General features: G+C 73.0%; 16 protein-coding genes. 10 read left to right on the forward strand and 6 right to left on the reverse strand.

The genetic code is table 11. The annotated features are described in order from the left end of the window. The first annotated feature begins 124 nt into the window (after window positions 1–124). Window positions 125–769: a putative adhesin gene (locus ACZ4WV_RS01260; protein ID WP_465741534.1), complete on the forward strand. Its 645-nt coding sequence runs from the start codon at window positions 125–127 to the stop codon at window positions 767–769. A 45-nt stretch (window positions 770–814) separates the two neighbouring features. Here ACZ4WV_RS01260 and ACZ4WV_RS01265 read toward each other — a convergent pair whose 3' ends face one another. Together ACZ4WV_RS01265 and ACZ4WV_RS01270 are read right to left on the reverse strand one after the other, a co-directional pair. Next, window positions 815–1,474 (reverse strand): glyoxalase, encoded by a 660-nt coding sequence (locus ACZ4WV_RS01265; RefSeq protein WP_465741536.1) that lies wholly within the window; start codon window positions 1,472–1,474, stop codon window positions 815–817. A 146-nt stretch (window positions 1,475–1,620) separates the two neighbouring features. Further along, window positions 1,621–2,382, reverse strand: a complete 762-nt coding sequence (locus ACZ4WV_RS01270; RefSeq protein ID WP_465741537.1) for an SDR family NAD(P)-dependent oxidoreductase — start codon at window positions 2,380–2,382, stop codon at window positions 1,621–1,623. A 155-nt stretch (window positions 2,383–2,537) separates the two neighbouring features. Between ACZ4WV_RS01270 and ACZ4WV_RS01275 the strand changes: the two genes are divergently transcribed. After that, a complete protein-coding gene (locus ACZ4WV_RS01275) occupies window positions 2,538–3,140 on the forward strand; it encodes a TetR/AcrR family transcriptional regulator (protein ID WP_465741539.1) in 603 nt (200 codons plus the stop codon). A 185-nt stretch (window positions 3,141–3,325) separates the two neighbouring features. Here the strand turns inward: ACZ4WV_RS01275 and ACZ4WV_RS01280 are convergent, their stop codons facing one another. Continuing rightward, a complete protein-coding gene (locus tag ACZ4WV_RS01280; protein WP_465741540.1) occupies window positions 3,326–4,063 on the reverse strand; it encodes a L,D-transpeptidase family protein in 738 nt (245 codons plus the stop codon). A 385-nt stretch (window positions 4,064–4,448) separates the two neighbouring features. Here ACZ4WV_RS01280 and ACZ4WV_RS01285 point away from each other — a divergent pair, with 385 nt between their 5' ends. From ACZ4WV_RS01285 to ACZ4WV_RS01300, 4 genes are all read left to right on the forward strand, one after another. Next, window positions 4,449–4,955 (forward strand): mycothiol transferase, encoded by a 507-nt coding sequence (locus ACZ4WV_RS01285; protein ID WP_465741541.1) that lies wholly within the window; start codon window positions 4,449–4,451, stop codon window positions 4,953–4,955. A 327-nt stretch (window positions 4,956–5,282) separates the two neighbouring features. Beyond that, a complete protein-coding gene (locus ACZ4WV_RS01290) occupies window positions 5,283–5,987 on the forward strand; it encodes a cyclodityrosine synthase (protein WP_465741543.1) in 705 nt (234 codons plus the stop codon). Continuing rightward, entirely contained in the window at window positions 5,984–7,204 is a 1,221-nt protein-coding gene (locus tag ACZ4WV_RS01295) for a cytochrome P450 (RefSeq protein WP_465741545.1), read from the forward strand. Before ACZ4WV_RS01290 ends, ACZ4WV_RS01295 begins: the two co-directional genes overlap by 4 nt. Window positions 7,205–7,582: 378 nt before the next feature. Further along, complete coding sequence (locus ACZ4WV_RS01300) at window positions 7,583–8,344, forward strand: class I SAM-dependent methyltransferase (RefSeq protein WP_465741547.1); 762 nt, start codon at window positions 7,583–7,585, stop codon at window positions 8,342–8,344. An 85-nt stretch (window positions 8,345–8,429) separates the two neighbouring features. Here the strand turns inward: ACZ4WV_RS01300 and ACZ4WV_RS01305 are convergent, their stop codons facing one another. Together ACZ4WV_RS01305 and ACZ4WV_RS01310 are read right to left on the reverse strand one after the other, a co-directional pair. After that, on the reverse strand, window positions 8,430–9,737 hold the full coding sequence (locus ACZ4WV_RS01305) for an aldehyde dehydrogenase family protein (RefSeq protein ID WP_465741549.1): 1,308 nt from the start codon (window positions 9,735–9,737) through the stop codon (window positions 8,430–8,432). A 152-nt stretch (window positions 9,738–9,889) separates the two neighbouring features. Next, complete coding sequence (locus ACZ4WV_RS01310) at window positions 9,890–11,491, reverse strand: ABC-F family ATP-binding cassette domain-containing protein (RefSeq protein WP_465741551.1); 1,602 nt, start codon at window positions 11,489–11,491, stop codon at window positions 9,890–9,892. A gap of 297 nt (window positions 11,492–11,788) precedes the next feature. Between ACZ4WV_RS01310 and ACZ4WV_RS01315 the strand changes: the two genes are divergently transcribed. Then, window positions 11,789–12,709, forward strand: coding sequence for an ATP-grasp domain-containing protein (locus ACZ4WV_RS01315; protein ID WP_465741553.1), 921 nt, complete (start codon window positions 11,789–11,791; stop codon window positions 12,707–12,709). Between the two features lie 81 nt (window positions 12,710–12,790). On the opposite strand, the gene ACZ4WV_RS01320 is transcribed toward ACZ4WV_RS01315, so the two are convergent. After that, window positions 12,791–14,140 (reverse strand): NAD(P)/FAD-dependent oxidoreductase, encoded by a 1,350-nt coding sequence (locus tag ACZ4WV_RS01320; RefSeq protein WP_465741555.1) that lies wholly within the window; start codon window positions 14,138–14,140, stop codon window positions 12,791–12,793. Between the two features lie 204 nt (window positions 14,141–14,344). On the opposite strand from ACZ4WV_RS01320, the gene ACZ4WV_RS01325 reads away from it, so the two are divergent. The 3 genes from ACZ4WV_RS01325 (at window position 14,345) to ACZ4WV_RS01335 (ending at window position 16,663) form a co-directional block, all read left to right on the forward strand. Continuing rightward, entirely contained in the window at window positions 14,345–14,941 is a 597-nt protein-coding gene (locus ACZ4WV_RS01325) for a helix-turn-helix domain-containing protein (protein ID WP_465741557.1), read from the forward strand. Between the two features lie 65 nt (window positions 14,942–15,006). Beyond that, the gene (lepB, locus tag ACZ4WV_RS01330; protein WP_465741559.1) at window positions 15,007–15,915 is read left to right on the forward strand and encodes a signal peptidase I; all 909 of its coding nucleotides are present in this window, start codon (window positions 15,007–15,009) and stop codon (window positions 15,913–15,915) included. Between the two features lie 88 nt (window positions 15,916–16,003). After that, window positions 16,004–16,663, forward strand: a complete 660-nt coding sequence (locus ACZ4WV_RS01335; protein ID WP_465741561.1) for a double zinc ribbon domain-containing protein — start codon at window positions 16,004–16,006, stop codon at window positions 16,661–16,663. Window positions 16,664–16,772: the final 109 nt, after the last annotated feature.

Below are 16,772 nucleotides of genomic sequence, written 5' to 3' on the forward strand. Positions count from 1 at the left end.
GCAGGAAGGCCGTCGGAGCCGTAGAACACCGCGGCCCGCGACATCCCCGGCGTCCGCGACGCGGTCGCTGTCCGGTTCCCTGACGGAGCTTCAGGGAACGGTGGGAAACGCCGCGGTGGGCCGGATGCTCGCCTCTCGGGCGCCGGCCATCCAGCGGATGCCCGGCACCGACGGGGAGCAGGGGCAGTCCTCGACCGTGATCAGCGGGCACGGGCGGTTCGGCGACAACCAGCGCCTGCCCAAGAACCCCGACAACCCGCGCAGCCGCGCGCTCAAGGCCACGTTCACGGTGCCCGCGGGCGTCGAACTCGTCGTCTACGCCCCGCCCGGCGCGTGGCTGGAGAACGAGGTGGCGAACCGCGTCGAATCCGGCCACCCGCCGACCACGGACGACCTCGAACTGGTCGGGGACAACAACAAGCGCAAGCCCATGCCGCCCGACTACCCCAAGACCTTCCGCGCGGGCGAGGAGGTCATCAACTACAAGCTGATGCCCCTTGACGCCAGGCACCTGGCCGAGGGCGCGGTCTCGGTCGATGCCGGCACGCTGCGGGACAAGGTGCAGGAACTCCTCGACGCCCACGAGGACCAGGGCGAGAACGCCCCGCCGCTGACGATCCACTACGCCTGCTGCGGTGTGGGCTCCTCCAGCGTTCCGGAGATCGACCGGCTCTTCGTCCACCGCAACTACACGGTGATGATGCGCACCACGCCCAAGACCCCGAGCCCGGAACCGGAGGAACCGCCCAAGCGCCGCAGGAAGAAGTAGCGACCGCGGGGTGGCGGGTCAGCACCGCGCGGCCGGGGTGGCAGGTCAGGACCGCGTGGCCGGTGCGGCGGCGGCCGGCGTGACGGCCTCCCAGACGAATCCGTCCGGGTCCGTGAAGGAGCCCGCCGTGCCGCCGAGGACGATGCGGTGCGAGCCGGTGCCGTCGGCGGGTACGCCCACCTCCTTGGCCAGAGCGGGGCGCTTGTACAGCGCCAGCTTGACGGCGCCGGGCTCGCCGGGGGCGAACTCGGTGTACTTGCCGCCGAAGCTCCTGGCCACGGTCAGGCCCCGGCCGACGTAGAACTCCCTGGTGGCCTTGACGTTCTCGACGCCGAGGAGGAGGACGACGTCGTCGATCTCGCGGACGGCCGGCCCGGTGTCCTTCTTCGCCGAGGTCGCGACCTTCCAGGCTGTCCCGTCCGGCGCCTGGACGACGCCGCCGTAGCCCCACAGGGACTTCGCCGCGGGCTTGAGCACCGTGGCGCCGGCGTCCACGGCGGTGGCGAGGTAGGCGTCGACGGTGGCCGGCCGGGACACCGTGAGCGCCAGGGCGAAGCCGCGGAACCCGGTCGAGGGCGCCTCGGACTCCCGCAGGCGAACATGCTGGTCGACGCCGAAGGCGGTGTAGAAGCGGTGGGCGGCCCCGGCGTCGGCCACCTCGAGGGTGACGGAGGCGAGGGACGCGGTGGTTTCGTTGGTTCCCATGGCCATCACGCTACGGGCGGCCCGCCGGCCGGGGCTTCTCGATTCCTGACCGGTCCCACCCGGCGCGGTCACGTCACCTGGTCGCGGGGGCGGCAGCCGGCCGCCGCACTCGCGCTGGAGGCCGCGGTGGCCGGTCGGGGGTGACCTCAGACCTGCGCCATGCCGCCGTCGACGAAGAGTTCGACGCCGGTGATGAAGCTGGAGGCGTCGCCGGCCAGGAACGCCGCGGCGGTGCCCATCTCGCGGGGGTCGGCGATCCGGCCGGTGGGGTTGCCCTCGCCCATCGTCCGGACGGCGGCCGGGACCGCGTCGGGGCCCTGTGCCGCGCCGAGGGCGTGCCGCAGGGACTCGGTGTCCACGGCGCCGGGGCTGAGCACGTTCATGCGGATGCCGGAACCCTTGATGTCCTGGATCCAGGACCGGACGAAGGCGCGCACCGCGGCCTTGGAGCCGCCGTACAGGCCCATGCCGGCGGGGGGCTGGATGGACGCGGTCGAGCCGATGATGACGATCGTGCCGCCGGGGGGCAGCAGGGCGATCGCCGGCTGGACGGTGAACAGGACGCCCTTGGCGTTGACGCCGAAGGTCCGGTCGAACTGCTCCTCGGTGGTCGCGCCGAGCGGGGCGTGGGCGCCGATGCCGGCGTTGGCCACCACCGTGTCGAGGTGTCCGTGCCGTGCGATGACCTCCCGGTACATCGCCTCCATGTCCGCGAGCTCGGTGACGTCGGCGACGATGCCGGAGGCGTTCGGGCCGATCGTGGCGACCGCCTCGTCCAACGACTTCCGCCGCAGGTCGGTGATGACCACCCGGGCGCCCTGCTGCACGAACTCGCGGGCGATCCCCAGACCGACGCCGGACGCGCCGCCGGTGATGACGGCGACCTTGCCTTCGAGGGGGAGGCCCATTGTTTGCTCCTCGGGGTTCGGGTGCCCGCACGGTGCGGGCGCGACGGCGTGTCCTCGGCACTCGTACACTCATGAAGTGGAGGCGCCGCCGGTTACTTTCGACTATAAGCGGCGACGCCTCCACTTAGCCACCTCGGCGAGGAAGGAACCCCTTCGTGACCGCAGACACCACCGCAGACACCACCGCAGACACCGGGCGCCCACTGCGGGCCGACGCACGGCGCAACCGGGAGAAGATCCTCTCGGCGGCCGTGCGCGTCTTCGCGGAGGACGGGCTCGAGGCACACCTCGAACGCATCGCCAAGGAGGCCGGCGTGGGCTCCGGCACCCTCTATCGCAACTTCCCCACCCGGGAAGCACTGATCGAGGCCGCCTACCGCAGCGAACTGACCCGGCTGTGCGACTCCGCCCCCGACCTCCTGGCGGCCATGCCGCCGCGCGAGGCGCTGCGTGCCTGGATGGGGCGCTTCATCGACTACGCCACCGCGAAACTGGGAATGGCCGAGGCCCTTCGCGCCGTGGTCGCCTCCGGCGTCAACCCCTACGCCCACAGCCACGAGCTGATGATGGGCGCCCTCACCTCGCTGCTGGACGCCGCCACGGCCGCCGGCACCATCCGGTCGGACATCAGCGCGGCCGACCTGTTCGCCGCCCTCACCGGCGTCGCCCTCGCCGCCGGAAGACCCGAACAGCGCGAGCAGGCCGAACGCCTCCTCGACCTCACCCTGGACGGACTCACCCACGGCACGGGCGCCTGAGGCCGACTACTCCCGGGCGGGTCGGCAGGGCGGCCGGGCCATGGCGTCGTCTCCAGGGACGGGCGAAGTGGGCGGGGCGGCGGGGACCGCCCGGCGGCTATCCTCGCCCGGGCGAACCGGCGCGGAGTACCGGTTTTCCGGACCGTGGAAAGGGCCGAGCCGTGGAACGACCGTCGGCCGGACAGCTACTGGTCGATCGCGATGACGGGGTGGTCGGCCGGGTCGATCCACTGCATCGTCCGGGCCATGAAGGCGGCGGGGACGGCGACGCAGCCGCCGGTGGCGCCGGCCTGGGGGCCGAGGTCGTGAAGGAAGATGCCGGCGCCGCGGCCCTTCACCACGGGGGAGGTGTTGAAGTCGATGACCAGGACGTTGTCGTACTGGACGGGGTAGTTGGCGAGGTGTTCGCTGCCGAGGGGGCCCTGTTCGGTGAGGTGGAAGCCGCCCTGGGTGTCGGTGCGCATGCGGTTGTAGTAGGCGGAGGAGGGGTCCTGCACCCACCAGTCGTGCGTGGTGACGTGGTGGTAGGGCATCTTCGTGCCCGGGTCCGGGGAGATGCCGAAGGCCCGGGTGATGGTGTACGTGCCGGTCGGTGTGGTCCCGGTCCCCTGGATGCGGGTGAGGCCGTTGTGCACGCCGCCGGACCCGATGCGCGCGTCGGTGGTGGAGTCGACGGACCGCCAGACGCCGTCCTGGCGAACCCACAGGGTCACGGTGGCGCGGGTGCCGGCCGCCTTGACGGTGATCACCTGGTGGGCGTGGCCGACTCTCACCGGTACGGGGAACGGACCGTCGTCGGCCCGTGCCCTCGGCGCGTGCCCTGCACCGGTCAGTGTGACGGCGACACCGAGCGCGAGGGCCGCGCTCACGCAGCGGCGTGCCGAGCCACGGCGGTCGGCGTGGGGTGTCCGGGAGACGGCCATGGAGGGGCCCTTCTGGTGTGGACGACACGGGCGAAGCGGGACGGCCTGCGGTGGGCGAGCCGGAGGTTTCACCGTGGTCCCGACCACGCCAGGGCCATGATCGGCTCGCCGAGGCAGCCGCGCCAGCACCGACACCGCCGGGCTGTGGGCGCGGGCGAGGGGGTGGCGGCACCGTACGGCGACGGGCCGGGAGTGTCTGCAGTGTCGAGAGGAAGTCACGCCGGTTCGTCTCCCGCCCTACCGTCTGCCCCGGCGGCTGCCCCTTGGCGGCGCCTCGGCCCGGTGGCCGGGGCCCCGCGGGCGGGACACAATCGTCGGGGCGGCGCGTGAGCCGCCACGCCGCCGGTGGGGCGGGGTACTCGACCGGGAGGCGACTGTGGCCGGTGTGACCAGTACCGATCTTCTCGCGGACGCGTTCGACAGGATCCGTGACACGGTCTCCGACGTGGTCGACGGCCTGACCCCCGAGCAGCTGGCGTTCCGGGTGCAGGACTCGGCCAACTCGATCGCCTGGCTGGTCTGGCACCTCACCCGGGTGCAGGACGACCACCTCGCGGATGCGGCCGATCGTGAACAGGTGTGGACCGCCGACGGCTGGGCGGGCCGGTTCGCCCTGCCGTTCGCCGCGTCGTCCACCGGCTACGGGCACCGACCCGCGCAGGTCGCCAAGGTCACCGCCACCGCCGACCTCCTCATGGGCTACCACGAGGCCGTCCACGCACGGACCGTCGACTACGTGCGCGGCCTCGACAACCGGGCCCTCGCCAGGATCGTCGACGAGTCGTGGCAGCCCCCGGTCACCCTGGGGGTGCGTCTGATCAGTGTGATCGCCGACGACCTCCAGCACGTCGGCCAGGCGGCCTACGTCCGGGGCCTGCTGACCCGGCGCTGACAGCCCGCGGCCCGAGGCGGGGCAGGGCGCCTGACGTGCCCGAACGCGATAACCGTCACTTCCACGCGCTGCTTGCCACCACGGCTCGGCGGACTTGACCGCCGCGGGGGTGGGGGCGGCGAGGGTGGCGTGGAGGACCTCCTGAGCCTGGTCCTGTCTGCTTGGGGCCGCGGCTGAACCCAGCGCCGTGGTCTGTCATTGTTTCGGACAAAGGTCAGATGGTGACTGTCCGCGCTTGTAGGGCGTGGATAGAGTGATGAGGCCGCGACGTCACACCGAGGGGCACGGGGCCCGGTCGGCAGCAGCACGCGGTGGAGGGCCACGCGTGTGATCACAGCACCCCCGTTGATGGCCGACGTGTTCCATGTGAAGCCCTACACGCGCCACTGCGAGGTCATCCACGACGAGGGCGCGCACGCCGTCATCGGTGTCTCGCCCGGCAACAGCTACTTCTCCGCCCGGCGCCTGCACGACCTGGCCGTCTGGAGCCTGGACCACTACGAACAGGTCGACTTCGTCTACACCGACCTCCACGTGTCCGAGATGTACGAGGCGTGCGGATACGGCCCCGATGACGCTCGCCGAAAAGCGGCGAAGAACCTGCGGAGCGTTCGGGCGAAGGTCCGTGACGCCGTGACGACGGCGGACCCGGGCCAGGCGCGGCTGCGCTGGCGGCCCATGTCCGACTTCCGCGCCAACACCGCCTACCAGGAGATCCACCGGCAGCTGACGCGCCGCCTGGAGACGGACACCGACCTCCGCAAGGCCTGCGACGACCTGGTGAGCCGGTTCCTGGCCGCACGGGGGCGGGAACCCACGGAGCGGCAGCGCGCGGTGTGCCTGGAGTACGTGTGCGCCGAGGCGCCGCTGTTCCTCGACACCCCGGCGATCATCGACGTGCCGTCCTCGCTCAACTGCTACCACCAACTCCTGCCGCTCGCGGAACTCCTGTACGCCCGGGGCGCCGGCCTGCGCGCCTCCCGCAACCAGGGCCACGCCATCGTCACCCCCGCCGAAGGAGCCCGCGCATGAGCACGACCACGAAGGCCGGGCCCCCGGTCGTCGGCAGCCCCGACCTGCTCGACTTCCCGTTCTCCCGGGACGGCACCCGGCTCCCCGCCGGGCTGGCGCAGCTGCGCACGGCCACTCCGGTGCGGCGGGTGCGCACGATCGCCGGGGACGAGGCCTGGCTGGTGTCCTCGTACCGGCTGTGCAAACAGGTCCTGACGGACGACCGGTTCTCGCTGAAGGACACCTCGGGACCGGGCGTGCCCCGCCAGTACGCCTTGACGATCCCGCCCGAGGTCGTCAACAACATGGGCAACATCACCGGCGCCGGTCTACGCAAGGCGGTGATGAAGGCGCTGAACCCGAAGGCGCCGGGGCTGGTGCGGTGGCTGCGCCAGGAGGCGGAGCGGCTCGTCGACGGGCTCGTCGAGGACGGCCCGACGGCCGACCTGCGCGGCGCGTTCTGCGAGCCGTACTCCGCAGGCCTGCACTGCCGCATCCTCGGCATCCCGCAGAGCGAGGGCCGCGCGTTCCTGCGCAGCCTGGACATCGCATTCATGAACTCGGCCTGCCCGATCGCCGGCGCGAAGATCAACTGGGACCGCGACATCGCCCGCATGACCGTCCTGCTGAACGATCCCGCCACCTCCGGCCTGATGGGGGAACTCGCCGCCCTGCGCGACGACCCGGACTACGCGCACCTGACCGACGAGATGCTCGCCACCGTCGGCGTCACCATGTTCGGTGCCGGCACCGTCTCGACCTCCGGCTTCCTCGCCATGGCCCTGGTCCACCTCCTCACCCACCGTGACGCCTGGGACCTGTTGCGAGACCGCCGGGACCTGGTCGACGCCGGCGTGGAGGAACTGCTGCGGGTTAACCTGTCCATCGGCGATGCCCTGCCCCGGATCGCACTCGCCGACGTGCGGCTCGGAGATGTCGACGTCAAACGGGGGGAGCTGGTCCTGGTGCTGGTCGAGGGCGCGAACTTCGACCCGGAGGCCTTCCCCGACCCGCACCGCTTCGACCTGGAGCGCGCCAACGCGGCCGACCACCTCTCCTTCGGCGGTGGCTCCCACTACTGCCCCGCCACCGCACTCGGACGTGTCCACGCCCGGATCGCCCTGGAGGCCCTGCTGGACCGACTGCCGGACCTCGAACTCGCTGTTCCAGTAAGTCAACTGGTCTGGCGCACGGGCTTCATGAAGCGGATTCCCGAACGGCTCCCGGTGATGTGGTAGCCGAGGTCAGCGGGCCCGGTCCGGCACCCCCGGGCCCGGCGGCCCGCATGCGGGCTGAGCCGGGGAATGCCGTCCGGCGAGTCGACTGGGCGGTCGAGCCCGAACAGCGTTGCGGATTCCTCGCCGCCCACCGTGAGTGGCGCGCCGGATCGACGGAGTAGTGCCGACGCCGTACGCGCTAAGCGGGAGGGTTGCGCAGCTTCAGCTGACGGCTTCGGGGTTCAGCCGTCGGGGGAGGCGCCCGGAGTTGCCGGCACCCTGGAACTCGCCCGCCGGTGTGATGATCGAGCTACCGGAGGGCTCGCGGTGGGACTGGGGCGTGTACTCCTGGCGCCCCGGTGGGCTGCGCCCGGCCGCCGGCGCGGCGATGATGCGAGGGTGCGCACCTTCGAAGAGCTGATCGCCGAGGCCGAGGCCGTTTCCGTGGACGGCTGGGACTTCTCCTGGTTGGACGGCCGGGCCTGCGAGGACCGGCCGTCCTGGGGTTACCAGCGGCTGCTGGCCGGGCGGTTGGGCACGGCGACGGCTGCCCTGGACGTCCAGACCGGCGGGGGCGAAGTGCTCGCCGGGGCCGTGCGGCTGGGCGGGTCCCCGTCCGCGCTGGCGGCCACCGAGTCCTGGCCGCCGAACCTGGCCGCCGCGACCCGTCTGCTGCACCCGCTGGGCGCGGTGGTGGTGGCCGACCCGGACGAGCCGCCGCTGCCCTTCGCGGACGGCGCCTTCGACCTGGTCAGCAGTCGGCACCCGGTCCGTGCCTGGTGGTCGGAGATCGCCCGGGTGCTGCGGCCCGGCGGCGCGTACTTCGCCCAGCACGTCGGCCCGGCCTCGGTCTTCGAGCTGGTCGAGTACTTCCTCGGCCCCCAGCCCGAGGCGCGCGAGGGGCGCCGCCCCGAGGCGGAGGCCGCCGAGGCCCGGGCGGCCGGGCTGGAGGTGGTGGACCTGCGCTCCGAGCGGCTGCGGATGGAGTTCCGCGACATCGGCGCGGTGGTGTACTTCCTGCGCAAGGTGGTCTGGATGGTCCCGGGCTTCACCGTCGACGCGTACCGCGACCGGCTGCGCGAGCTGGACGCCCGCATCCGGGCGGAGGGGCCGTTCGTCGCCCACTCGGCGCGCTTCCTGATCGAGGCACGCAAGCCGTAGCGTCGCGGCCGTGGGCGGCGCGGCCGCCGTCACGGCGTACGGCCCGCCGGAGGGGTCCGGCGGGCCGAGGTCGTGCGGGCGGGGATCAGGCGAGGGGCTTGTCGACGACGGCCTTGAGGTGGCTGAAGGTGTCGATCGAGTACTCGCCGTGGTAGCGGCCCATGCCGCTCTCGCCGACGCCGCCGAAGGGCAGCTCGGGCATCGCCAGGTGCGAGACCGGGAAGCCGAAGGTGAGCGCGCCGGAGGAGGTCTCCTCGGCGAGGCGCCGCTTGGTGTCCGCGGACTCGGTGAAGGCGTAGAGGGCGAGCGGCTTGTCGCGCTCGTTGATGAACGCGATCGCCGCGTCCAGGTCGGGGACGGCCAGGACGGGCAGGATGGGGCCGAAGATCTCGGCCTGCATCACCGGCGCGGCCGCCGGGACGTCCGCGAGGACGGTCGGGGCGAGGTAGCGCGCGGTGCGGTCGTATTCGCCCCCGATGACGGTGCGTCCGCCGTCGAGGAGGGCGGTGAGCCGGTCGAAGTGGCGCTCGTTGACGATCCGCCCGTAGTCCGTGCTCTCGGCCGGGTTCTCGCCGAACAACTCGTCCACCGCGGCCCCGAGTTCCTTCTCCAGGCCGGCCGCGGTGTCACCGATCGCGAGGACGTAGTCGGGGGCGACGCAGGTCTGGCCGGCGTTGAGGAACTTGCCGCGGGCGATCCGTCGGGCGGTGACGGCGAGGTCGGCGCCGGGTTCGACCACGACCGGGCTCTTGCCGCCGAGCTCCAGGGTGACCGGCGTCAGGTGCTTGGCGGCGGCGGCCATCACGATCCGCCCGACCGTGCCGTTGCCGGTGTAGAAGATGTGGTCGAAACGCTGCTCCAGCAGGGCGGTGGTCTCCGGGACGGCGCCTTCGACGACCGCGACGGCCTCCTCGCCGAGGTGGCGCGGCAGGAGCTCGGCGATGGCCGCGGAGGTCGCGGGGGCCAGCTCGCTGGGCTTGACGAGCGCGGTGTTCCCGGCGGCCAGGGCGCCGACCAGCGGGGCCAGGGCGAGCTGGAGCGGGTAGTTCCAGGGCGCGATGATCAGCACCACGCCCAGCGGGTCGCGCACGACCCTGGCTTCGGCGGGGCGGAACACCTCCGGCACCGCGGCCGGCTTGGGCTGCAGCCAGTCCGCGAGGTGCGCCACCGTGTGGTCGAGTTCGTTGAGCGTGAAGCCGATCTCGGTGCGGTACGCCTCCGCGGCGCTCTTGCCGAGGTCGGCGTGCAGGGCCTGCTGGAACACCTCGGCCTGCTCGGTGAGCAGGGTGCGCAGGGCGGCCAGCTTGTCCAGGCGCCAGGCGAGCGGCCTGGTCCGGCCGGTGGTGAATTCGGCCCGCAGGCGGGCGACCACAGAAGGGATGCTGTCGTGCATGGGGATCTCGCGGTCTTGAGGGGGTGGTGGCGCTTGGCACGTGGAACTTTCAGCACGTGAAGCAATTCTCGACTCTAGGGATGAAAGGTTGAGTTTGTCAATCATTTCCGACTGCTCCTCCCAGGCGTGGACGGACGGGCGGGCCCACGGCGTCAGGACTGCGCGACCAGGTCCAGGTACGAGTCGTGCCAGAGGTCCTCGTCCCCGTCCGGCAGCAGCAGGACGCGCTGCGGCCGCAGGGCCTCGATGGCGCCCGGGTCATGGGTGACCATCACGATCGCGCCCGGATAGGTGCCCAGCGCGGCCAGGACCTCCGAGCGGGAGGCGGGGTCGAGGTTGTTGGTGGGCTCGTCCAGGAGCAGCACGTTGGCGCCGGAGTGCACCAGGGTGGCCAGGGCGAGGCGGGTCTTCTCGCCGCCGGAGAGGACGCGGGCCGGTTTGTCGGCGTCGTCGCCGCGGAAGAGGTACGCGCCGAGCACCTGCCGCAGCTCGCCGTCGGTGAGCTCGGGAGCGGCCTGGGCGAGGTTGTCGCGGACGCTGAGCGCCGGGTCCAGGGTGTCGTGCTCCTGGGCGAAGTAGCCGAGCCGCAGGCCCGGGCCGGCGACGACGCGTCCGGCGTCCGGGGTCTCGTGGCCGGCCAGGACCCGCAGCAGGGTGGTCTTGCCCGCGCCGTTGAGGCCGAGGACGACGAGCCGGCTGCCGCGGTCGACGGCGAGGTCCAGGCCGGTCAGCACCGGTCGGCCGACGTAGGCCTTGGCCAGGCTGATCGCGCCGAGCGGGGTCCGGCCGCAGGGCGCGGGCTCGGGGAGCCGGATGCGGGCGGTGCGCTCGGCCCGCCGGACGGGTTCCAGCCCGGCCAGCATCCGGTCGGCGCGACGGGCCATGCTGCGGGCGGTGGTCGCGGTCGCGACGTGGGAGCGCATCCGGTCGGCCTGGGCGTGCAGGGCGGCGGCCTTGCGTTCGGCGTTGGCCCGCTCCCGGGCGCGGCGGCGCTCGTCGGCCGCGCGCTGGGCGAGGTAGGCCCGCCAGCCGGTGTTGTGGATGTCGAGGGCGGCGCGGGTCGGGTCCAGGTGGAACACCCGGTTGACGGTCTCCTCCACCAGCTGCAGGTCGTGGCTGATCAGCACCAGGCCGCCCTGGTGGGCGGCGAGGAAGCCGCGAAGCCAGGCGACCGAGTCGGCGTCCAGGTGGTTGGTGGGCTCGTCCAGCAGCAGGGTGCCCTGGTCGGCGAAGAGGATCCGGGCCAGCTCGACCCGGCGCCGCTGTCCGCCGGAGAGCGGCCCGATGGGGGAGTCCATCAGCCGGGTGGGCAGCCCGAGCCCGGCTGCGACGCGGGCGGCCTCGGCCTCGGCGGCGTAGCCGCCCCGGGACTGGAACCGGGCCTCGGCCCGGGTGTAGGCGTCCATCGCCCGGCGTTCCTCCGCCGGGGAGCCGGCCTGCGCCATCGCGTGCTCCGCGGCGCGCAGCGCGCGGACGGCGGTGTCCAGGCCTCGGGCGGACAGGATGCGGTCGGTGACGGTGACGGTCGGGTCGGCGGCCCGGGAGTCCTGCGGGAGGTAGCCGACCGGCCCGGTACGGGTGACCGTGCCGGCGGCGGGCTGCAGCAGGCCGGCGAGGGTGGCGAGCAGCGTGGTCTTGCCGGCGCCGTTGCGGCCGACCAGGCCGATCCGGTCGCCGGGGGCGACGTGCAGGGTGACGTCGGACAGCAGGAGGCGGGCGCCGACGCGCAGGTCGACACCACGAGTGGTGATCACGGGATAACGCTCCGAAACAGCTGATGGACACACGGGTGGCGTGGAGGCGGGTCCGTCAGCTAGGAGATTCGGGGCGTCGACATGGGGGTCACGATAGCGGTCCGGCGGCGCGGCCGCACCCGAATCGGCGGCAACCGGGCTCGAATTGCCGATCGGGAGTGGCGCACGTGACACCGAAGTGGCGCACGTGACGCCGGCCGTGCGGGAAGGGCCCGGGGCCGCGAGTGACCGGTTTCGGTCACCGTGGCGCGCGGGACCGTCTTGTCCGGGAGTCCGTGAGGCCGCTTCCATGGCCGCATGAGCAGACGTGACCTCGTTCTCCTGACCGATCACAGCTCGACCGAGGGCAGTCGGGACGTCCTCGCCGCCGCGGTACGGGCCCTGACCGGCAGCGCGCCCGTCCACCTCGACGCCCGGCACTTCATGGCGGGAGGAAGCGGCCGCATCGATGCCGAGGGCGAGGAGCGGATCCGGCTCTCCGCGGACGGACGGAGCGTCACCGCCGAGGCGGTGGTCGTCTACGAGATCCCGCCCCACCGGCGCCGGGCCTTCGCCGACTGCCAGCGGCAGCTGCGTGCGCTCGGCGTCCGCTCGCTCGGCGCCGACCCGGAGGCGTGGCGGGCGGCCACCGAGAAGGACCTCACCGTCGCCCGCTTCGCCCGGGACGGCGTCGCGCAGATGCCCAGCACCGTGTTGTCCCGGCCGAGCCGGGAGGCCGCCGCCGAGGCCTTCGAGCGGCTCGGCGGCGACGTCTGGGCCCGGCCCTGCGTGGGGATGGGCGGCGAGGACGTCTTCCACGTGACCACCCGGGCCCAACTCGCCGACGCCGCCCGCCGCTACGCCGAGGCGGGAGTGGACTGGCTGATCGCCCGCGACGCCGGGAACTTCCTCCCGGACGGCCGCCGTCACCAGTACCGCGTGGTGGTGCTGCGCGGCGAGGTGGTCCGCGCGGTCGAGCACGTCCAGGCGGATCCGGACGCGCCCTGCAACGAGTGCCGGGGGGCCGTCTCCACCCTGCTGAAGATCGACGAACTCCCGGACGGTCTGGCCGCGTTGGCGATCGATGCGGCGGACGCGCTCGGGCTGGAACTGGCGGGCGTCGACCTCGCCGCCGAGAGCGGCGGGGTGGTCTTCGAGGTCAACGTCCACCCGGCCTTCGGGCAGGGTGCTTTGGAGCAGATCGCGCTGCCGTACGTCGCCGCGCACCTCAGCGCGTGAGCGGAGCGGAAGCCGCCCGCCTGAAGCGCCCGTCCGCGCGATGCCCGTCCGCCCGCCTGAAGCCCGCCGGCTCCGCAGCCGTCAGCCGCGCAGGACCGCGGCCAGCACCGAGGGCCGGAAGAACAGGGAGGGCGGCGACACCAGGGAGAGCACCTCGTGGAAGGCCGCGGTGACCTGCGGGTCGCGGGTCGCGCCGGCCAGCACCCGGTCTAGGAAGCGGTGCTGGAGCCTGATCAGCGGACCGGAGGGCCCGCCGGTGGTGGCGGCGAACCGGACGTCCTCGGCGCAGGACATCATCCACGCGTTCTTGGACACCGCCGCGATCTCCCGCCGGGCAGCGCGGGCCGTCGTGGGCCCCAGGCCGCCGTGCCGCAGCGCGGTGCGGCGCAGCGCCTGGGCGCAGAGCAGCGACACGGTCACCCCCTGGCCGTACACCGGGTTGAAGGTGCTCGCCGCGTCGCCGACCACCACCAGGCCCTCCGGTGCGCCGCGCTCGTAGTGCCGGCGTACGCCCGGGCCGGGCAGGAAGCCGCGCACCTCGCCCGCCGGCTCGGCGTCCAGCAGTGCGTCGCGCAGGCCGGGGTCGCGCAGCCGGGCCAGGTGGGCGGTGAAACCCTCTTCGCCGGGCCCGGGTTCGGCGCCGCGCATCCCGGCCAGGCTGACGATCCAGCGGTCGCCCTCGACGGGGAGCAGGACGCCCATCCGCGCCTCGTCCGGCGCCTTGGTCTGGAGGTAGACGGCCTGGTAGCCGAGGTCGACGCCGGGCGGGCGGTGGAACAGCCGGGAGGAGTACGCGACGCCGGCGTCCACCCGCTCCTCGGGCACCGGACGGCAGCCGAGTTCGGTGAGCCAGTCCGGGAGGGCGGTCGAGCGGCCGGACGCATCGATCACCAACTCGGCCGGGATCTCCTGGACTTCACCGCGCTCCGCAGCGGGCTCCGTGCCGCGCTCACGGACCCTGACCCCGGTCACCGCCCGCGCCGAGCCCAGCAGCCCGACCACGTCGGTGCCCTCCATGAACCGGATCGAGGGCTCGGTGCGGGCCCGGTCCAGGATCGCCTTGTCCAGCACCGGTCGGGTGCAGGAGAGGAAACCCACCTGGGCGGGGTAGTCGGCCATCCACCCGGCCGAGCTGAGCCACTTGAGATCGCCCGACGCGGCGACCCGGTGGGCGCCCGCGGCCAGCAGTTCCTGCTTGATCCCGGGCATCATCTCCTCCATCGCCCGGTGCCCGGCCTCCAGCACCAGGTGGGCGTGCCGCCCCTGCGGCACCCCGGCCCGGAACGTCGGCTCGTCCGGGTAGCGGTCCCGCTCCACCACGATGATCCGCTCGGCGCAGCCCCGCAGCGCCCAGGCCGCCACCACCCCGGCCAGACCGCCGCCGACCACCACCGCAGTGCCCCGCCCGGGGGCCGTACCCGAAGAAGTCATGACACGTAGCGTAGTGGCGTTCCAAGCGGTCCGTCACCGCTTCACCTCGGCGAACGTGCCCTCCGAACAGGACCGTTGACGTCGGACCAGGGTCGGTGGGTGCCGTGGCTCCCGGGATTCCCCGCTACGGGAGGGCGCGGCCGTGAAGAGGTCTGCGGTGTGCCGGATTGACAAACGCCCTTGCCATCCCGGCGAATGGCAGCCATGGCCGACGAAGAGTTCGAGAACGTCCTGACCACGGTGGGCCCCCGGCTGCGGGCGCTGCGCCGGGAGCGCGGCACCACGCTCGCCAAGCTGGCCGCCGCGACCGGCATTTCGCTGAGCACGCTGTCCCGGCTGGAGTCCGGGCAGCGCAAGCCGACCCTGGAACTGCTGCTGCCGTTGGCCCGGGAGTACCGGGTGCCGCTGGACGAACTGGTCGGCGCCCCGGCCACCGGTGACCCCCGGATCCATCCGCGCCCGGTCACCAGGAACGGCCAGACCATCGTCCCGCTCACCCGCCACCTCGGCGGGCTGCACGCGTTCAAACAGATCATGCCGCCCGGGCGGAACACCGGGCCCGAGTTGGAACTGCAGGTCCACGAGGGGTACGAGTGGCTCTACGTGCTGTCCGGGAAGCTGAGGCTGGTGCTCGGCGCGCACGACCTGGTGCTGACGGCCGGTGAGGCCGCCGAGTTCGACACCCGCACGCCGCACGCCTTCGGCAACGCCGGTTCGCAGCCGGTGGAGTTCCTCAGCCTGTTCGGCCCCCAGGGTGAGCGCATCCACGTCAGGGCGCGCCCGGGAACCTCTGTTCGGTAGGTTCGTTCCCTGACAGGGGGTTTCCGCTTCGGGCTCCCCGCCAGGCCGTCGGGAGGGGCCGAGGAATGAGTGTGCGACAGAGCACGGAGTCCGGCGACAGCGGTGGAGCCAAGGAGCGGGCGGCGCCGGACGAGCGGGCCGGACGAGCCGGTGCGGTCGACGCGGAGCCGGACGCGGAGCCGGACGCGAAGCCCGCGCGGAGGAAGCGCCCGTTCTGGCAGGAGCTGCCGATCCTGCTGGTGATCGCCCTGCTGCTCTCACTCGGCATCAAGACCTTCTTCGTCCAGGCCTTCTCGATCCCCTCCGGTTCGATGGAGAACACCCTCCAGGTCGGCGACCGGGTGCTGGTGGACAAGCTCACCCCGTGGTTCGGCGCGGAGCCGGAGCGCGGCGAGGTGGTGGTCTTCCACGATCCGGGCGGCTGGCTGGAGGGCACTCCGACAGATGACGGCGGCTTCTCGGGCACCGTTCAGAAGGTGCTGAGCACCGTCGGCCTGATGCCCTCGGCGGACGAGAAGGACCTGATCAAGCGGGTCATCGCGGTCGGTGGGGACACCGTCGAGTGCGACGCGGGCAGCCCGGTGAAGGTGAACGGCGCCGCACTGGACGAGCCGTACCTGTTCCCCGGCGCGACGCCCTGCGACAACGACCCGGTCGGCACCGTCACCGTGCCCAAGGGCAAGCTCTGGGTGATGGGCGACCACCGGAACAACTCGCGGGACTCCCGTCCGCACCACAACCTGACCGGGGACGGCTTCGTTCCGGTGGACGACGTCGTGGGCCGGGCCTTCGTGGTGGCGTGGCCGATCTCGAACTGGTCCGCCCTGCCCGTCCCGGACACCTTCGACAAGGTGCCCTCGGGGGCTGCGGGCGCCCCGGTGGAAGCACCCCCGGCACCGGCCGCGCTCGCGCTCGCCGGTCTCGTCCCGCTCGCGCTGTGGCGCCGCCGCCGGGCCTCGCGCCGGACCCGCTGAGGAACGGTACGGAGGCGGAACCGTTCCAGGACCCTTGTCGTCCCTGGGATCGACCGCCGAACAGGCCACATCAGCAACCGGGGACGACGTGAGTTCCGAGATCTACTTCAGCAGTAACCACCGCGACCTGAGCGAGCAGCACGGGACGGGCGCGGGCTTCCAGTTCGAGTTCTACTGCTACCGCTGCTCCGACACCTGGCGCTCGCCCTTCGAGCGGTTCACCACCGGCCAGGTGGCGGGCTGGATCGGCAAGGGCGTCAGCGCGGCCTGGAACCTGGTCGGCGGGAACGCCAACACCATCAGCAACGCCGCCGACGGCCTGGCGGGCCAGACCTGGGGCTCCTCGCGCGACGCGGCCTTCCAGCGCGCGATCGGGAACGCCCAGACGCACTTCAGCCGCTGTGCCCGGTGCACCCACTACGTCTGCGGCCGCTGCTTCGACCCGGCCCAGGGCCTCTGCTTCAGCTGCGCCCCGGACACCGCGGCCGAAGCGCTGGCGGCGCAGCGGCGCGGCCTCAACGACATGGTGTCGGACCGGGCGTACCAGGCGGGGCAGCAGTCGGGCGCGGGGTTCGACGTGCGGACGCCGCGCCAACTGGTCTGCCCGCACTGCCAGGCCGAGACGCACGGCACGCCGTTCTGTCCGGGCTGCGGATCCAGACTGGCGCAGCCCGTCCAGTGCGGGCAGTGCCATCAGGACGTGCCGGAGGGGGCGGCGTTCTGCCCGTCCTGCGGCGGCAGGCGCTGAACGTTCCCGAGGACGACGGCGGGGGGGGGGGGGGGGGGGGGGGGGGGGGGGGGGGGGGGGGGGGTGTGGGGGGGGGGGGGGGGGAGGGGGGGGGGGGGGTGGTGGGGGT

The organism is Kitasatospora sp. NPDC029312 (assembly GCF_055569215.1).

Excerpts from the sequence above, each read along its gene's own strand:
- ACZ4WV_RS01320 (WP_465741555.1), bottom strand. The coding sequence starts at position 14,140 with ATGACTTCTTCGGGTACGGCCCCCGGGCGGGGCACTGCGGTGGTGGTC.
- ACZ4WV_RS01315 (WP_465741553.1), top strand. The coding sequence starts at position 11,789 with ATGAGCAGACGTGACCTCGTTCTCCTGACCGATCACAGCTCGACCGAG.
- ACZ4WV_RS01265 (WP_465741536.1), bottom strand. The coding sequence starts at position 1,474 with ATGGGAACCAACGAAACCACCGCGTCCCTCGCCTCCGTCACCCTCGAG.
- ACZ4WV_RS01260 (WP_465741534.1), top strand. The coding sequence starts at position 125 with ATGCTCGCCTCTCGGGCGCCGGCCATCCAGCGGATGCCCGGCACCGAC.
- ACZ4WV_RS01305 (WP_465741549.1), bottom strand. The coding sequence starts at position 9,737 with ATGCACGACAGCATCCCTTCTGTGGTCGCCCGCCTGCGGGCCGAATTC.
- ACZ4WV_RS01295 (WP_465741545.1), top strand. The coding sequence starts at position 5,984 with ATGAGCACGACCACGAAGGCCGGGCCCCCGGTCGTCGGCAGCCCCGAC.
- ACZ4WV_RS01270 (WP_465741537.1), bottom strand. The coding sequence starts at position 2,382 with ATGGGCCTCCCCCTCGAAGGCAAGGTCGCCGTCATCACCGGCGGCGCG.
- ACZ4WV_RS01280 (WP_465741540.1), bottom strand. The coding sequence starts at position 4,063 with ATGGCCGTCTCCCGGACACCCCACGCCGACCGCCGTGGCTCGGCACGC.
- ACZ4WV_RS01325 (WP_465741557.1), top strand. The coding sequence starts at position 14,345 with ATGGCCGACGAAGAGTTCGAGAACGTCCTGACCACGGTGGGCCCCCGG.
- lepB (WP_465741559.1), top strand. The coding sequence starts at position 15,007 with ATGAGTGTGCGACAGAGCACGGAGTCCGGCGACAGCGGTGGAGCCAAG.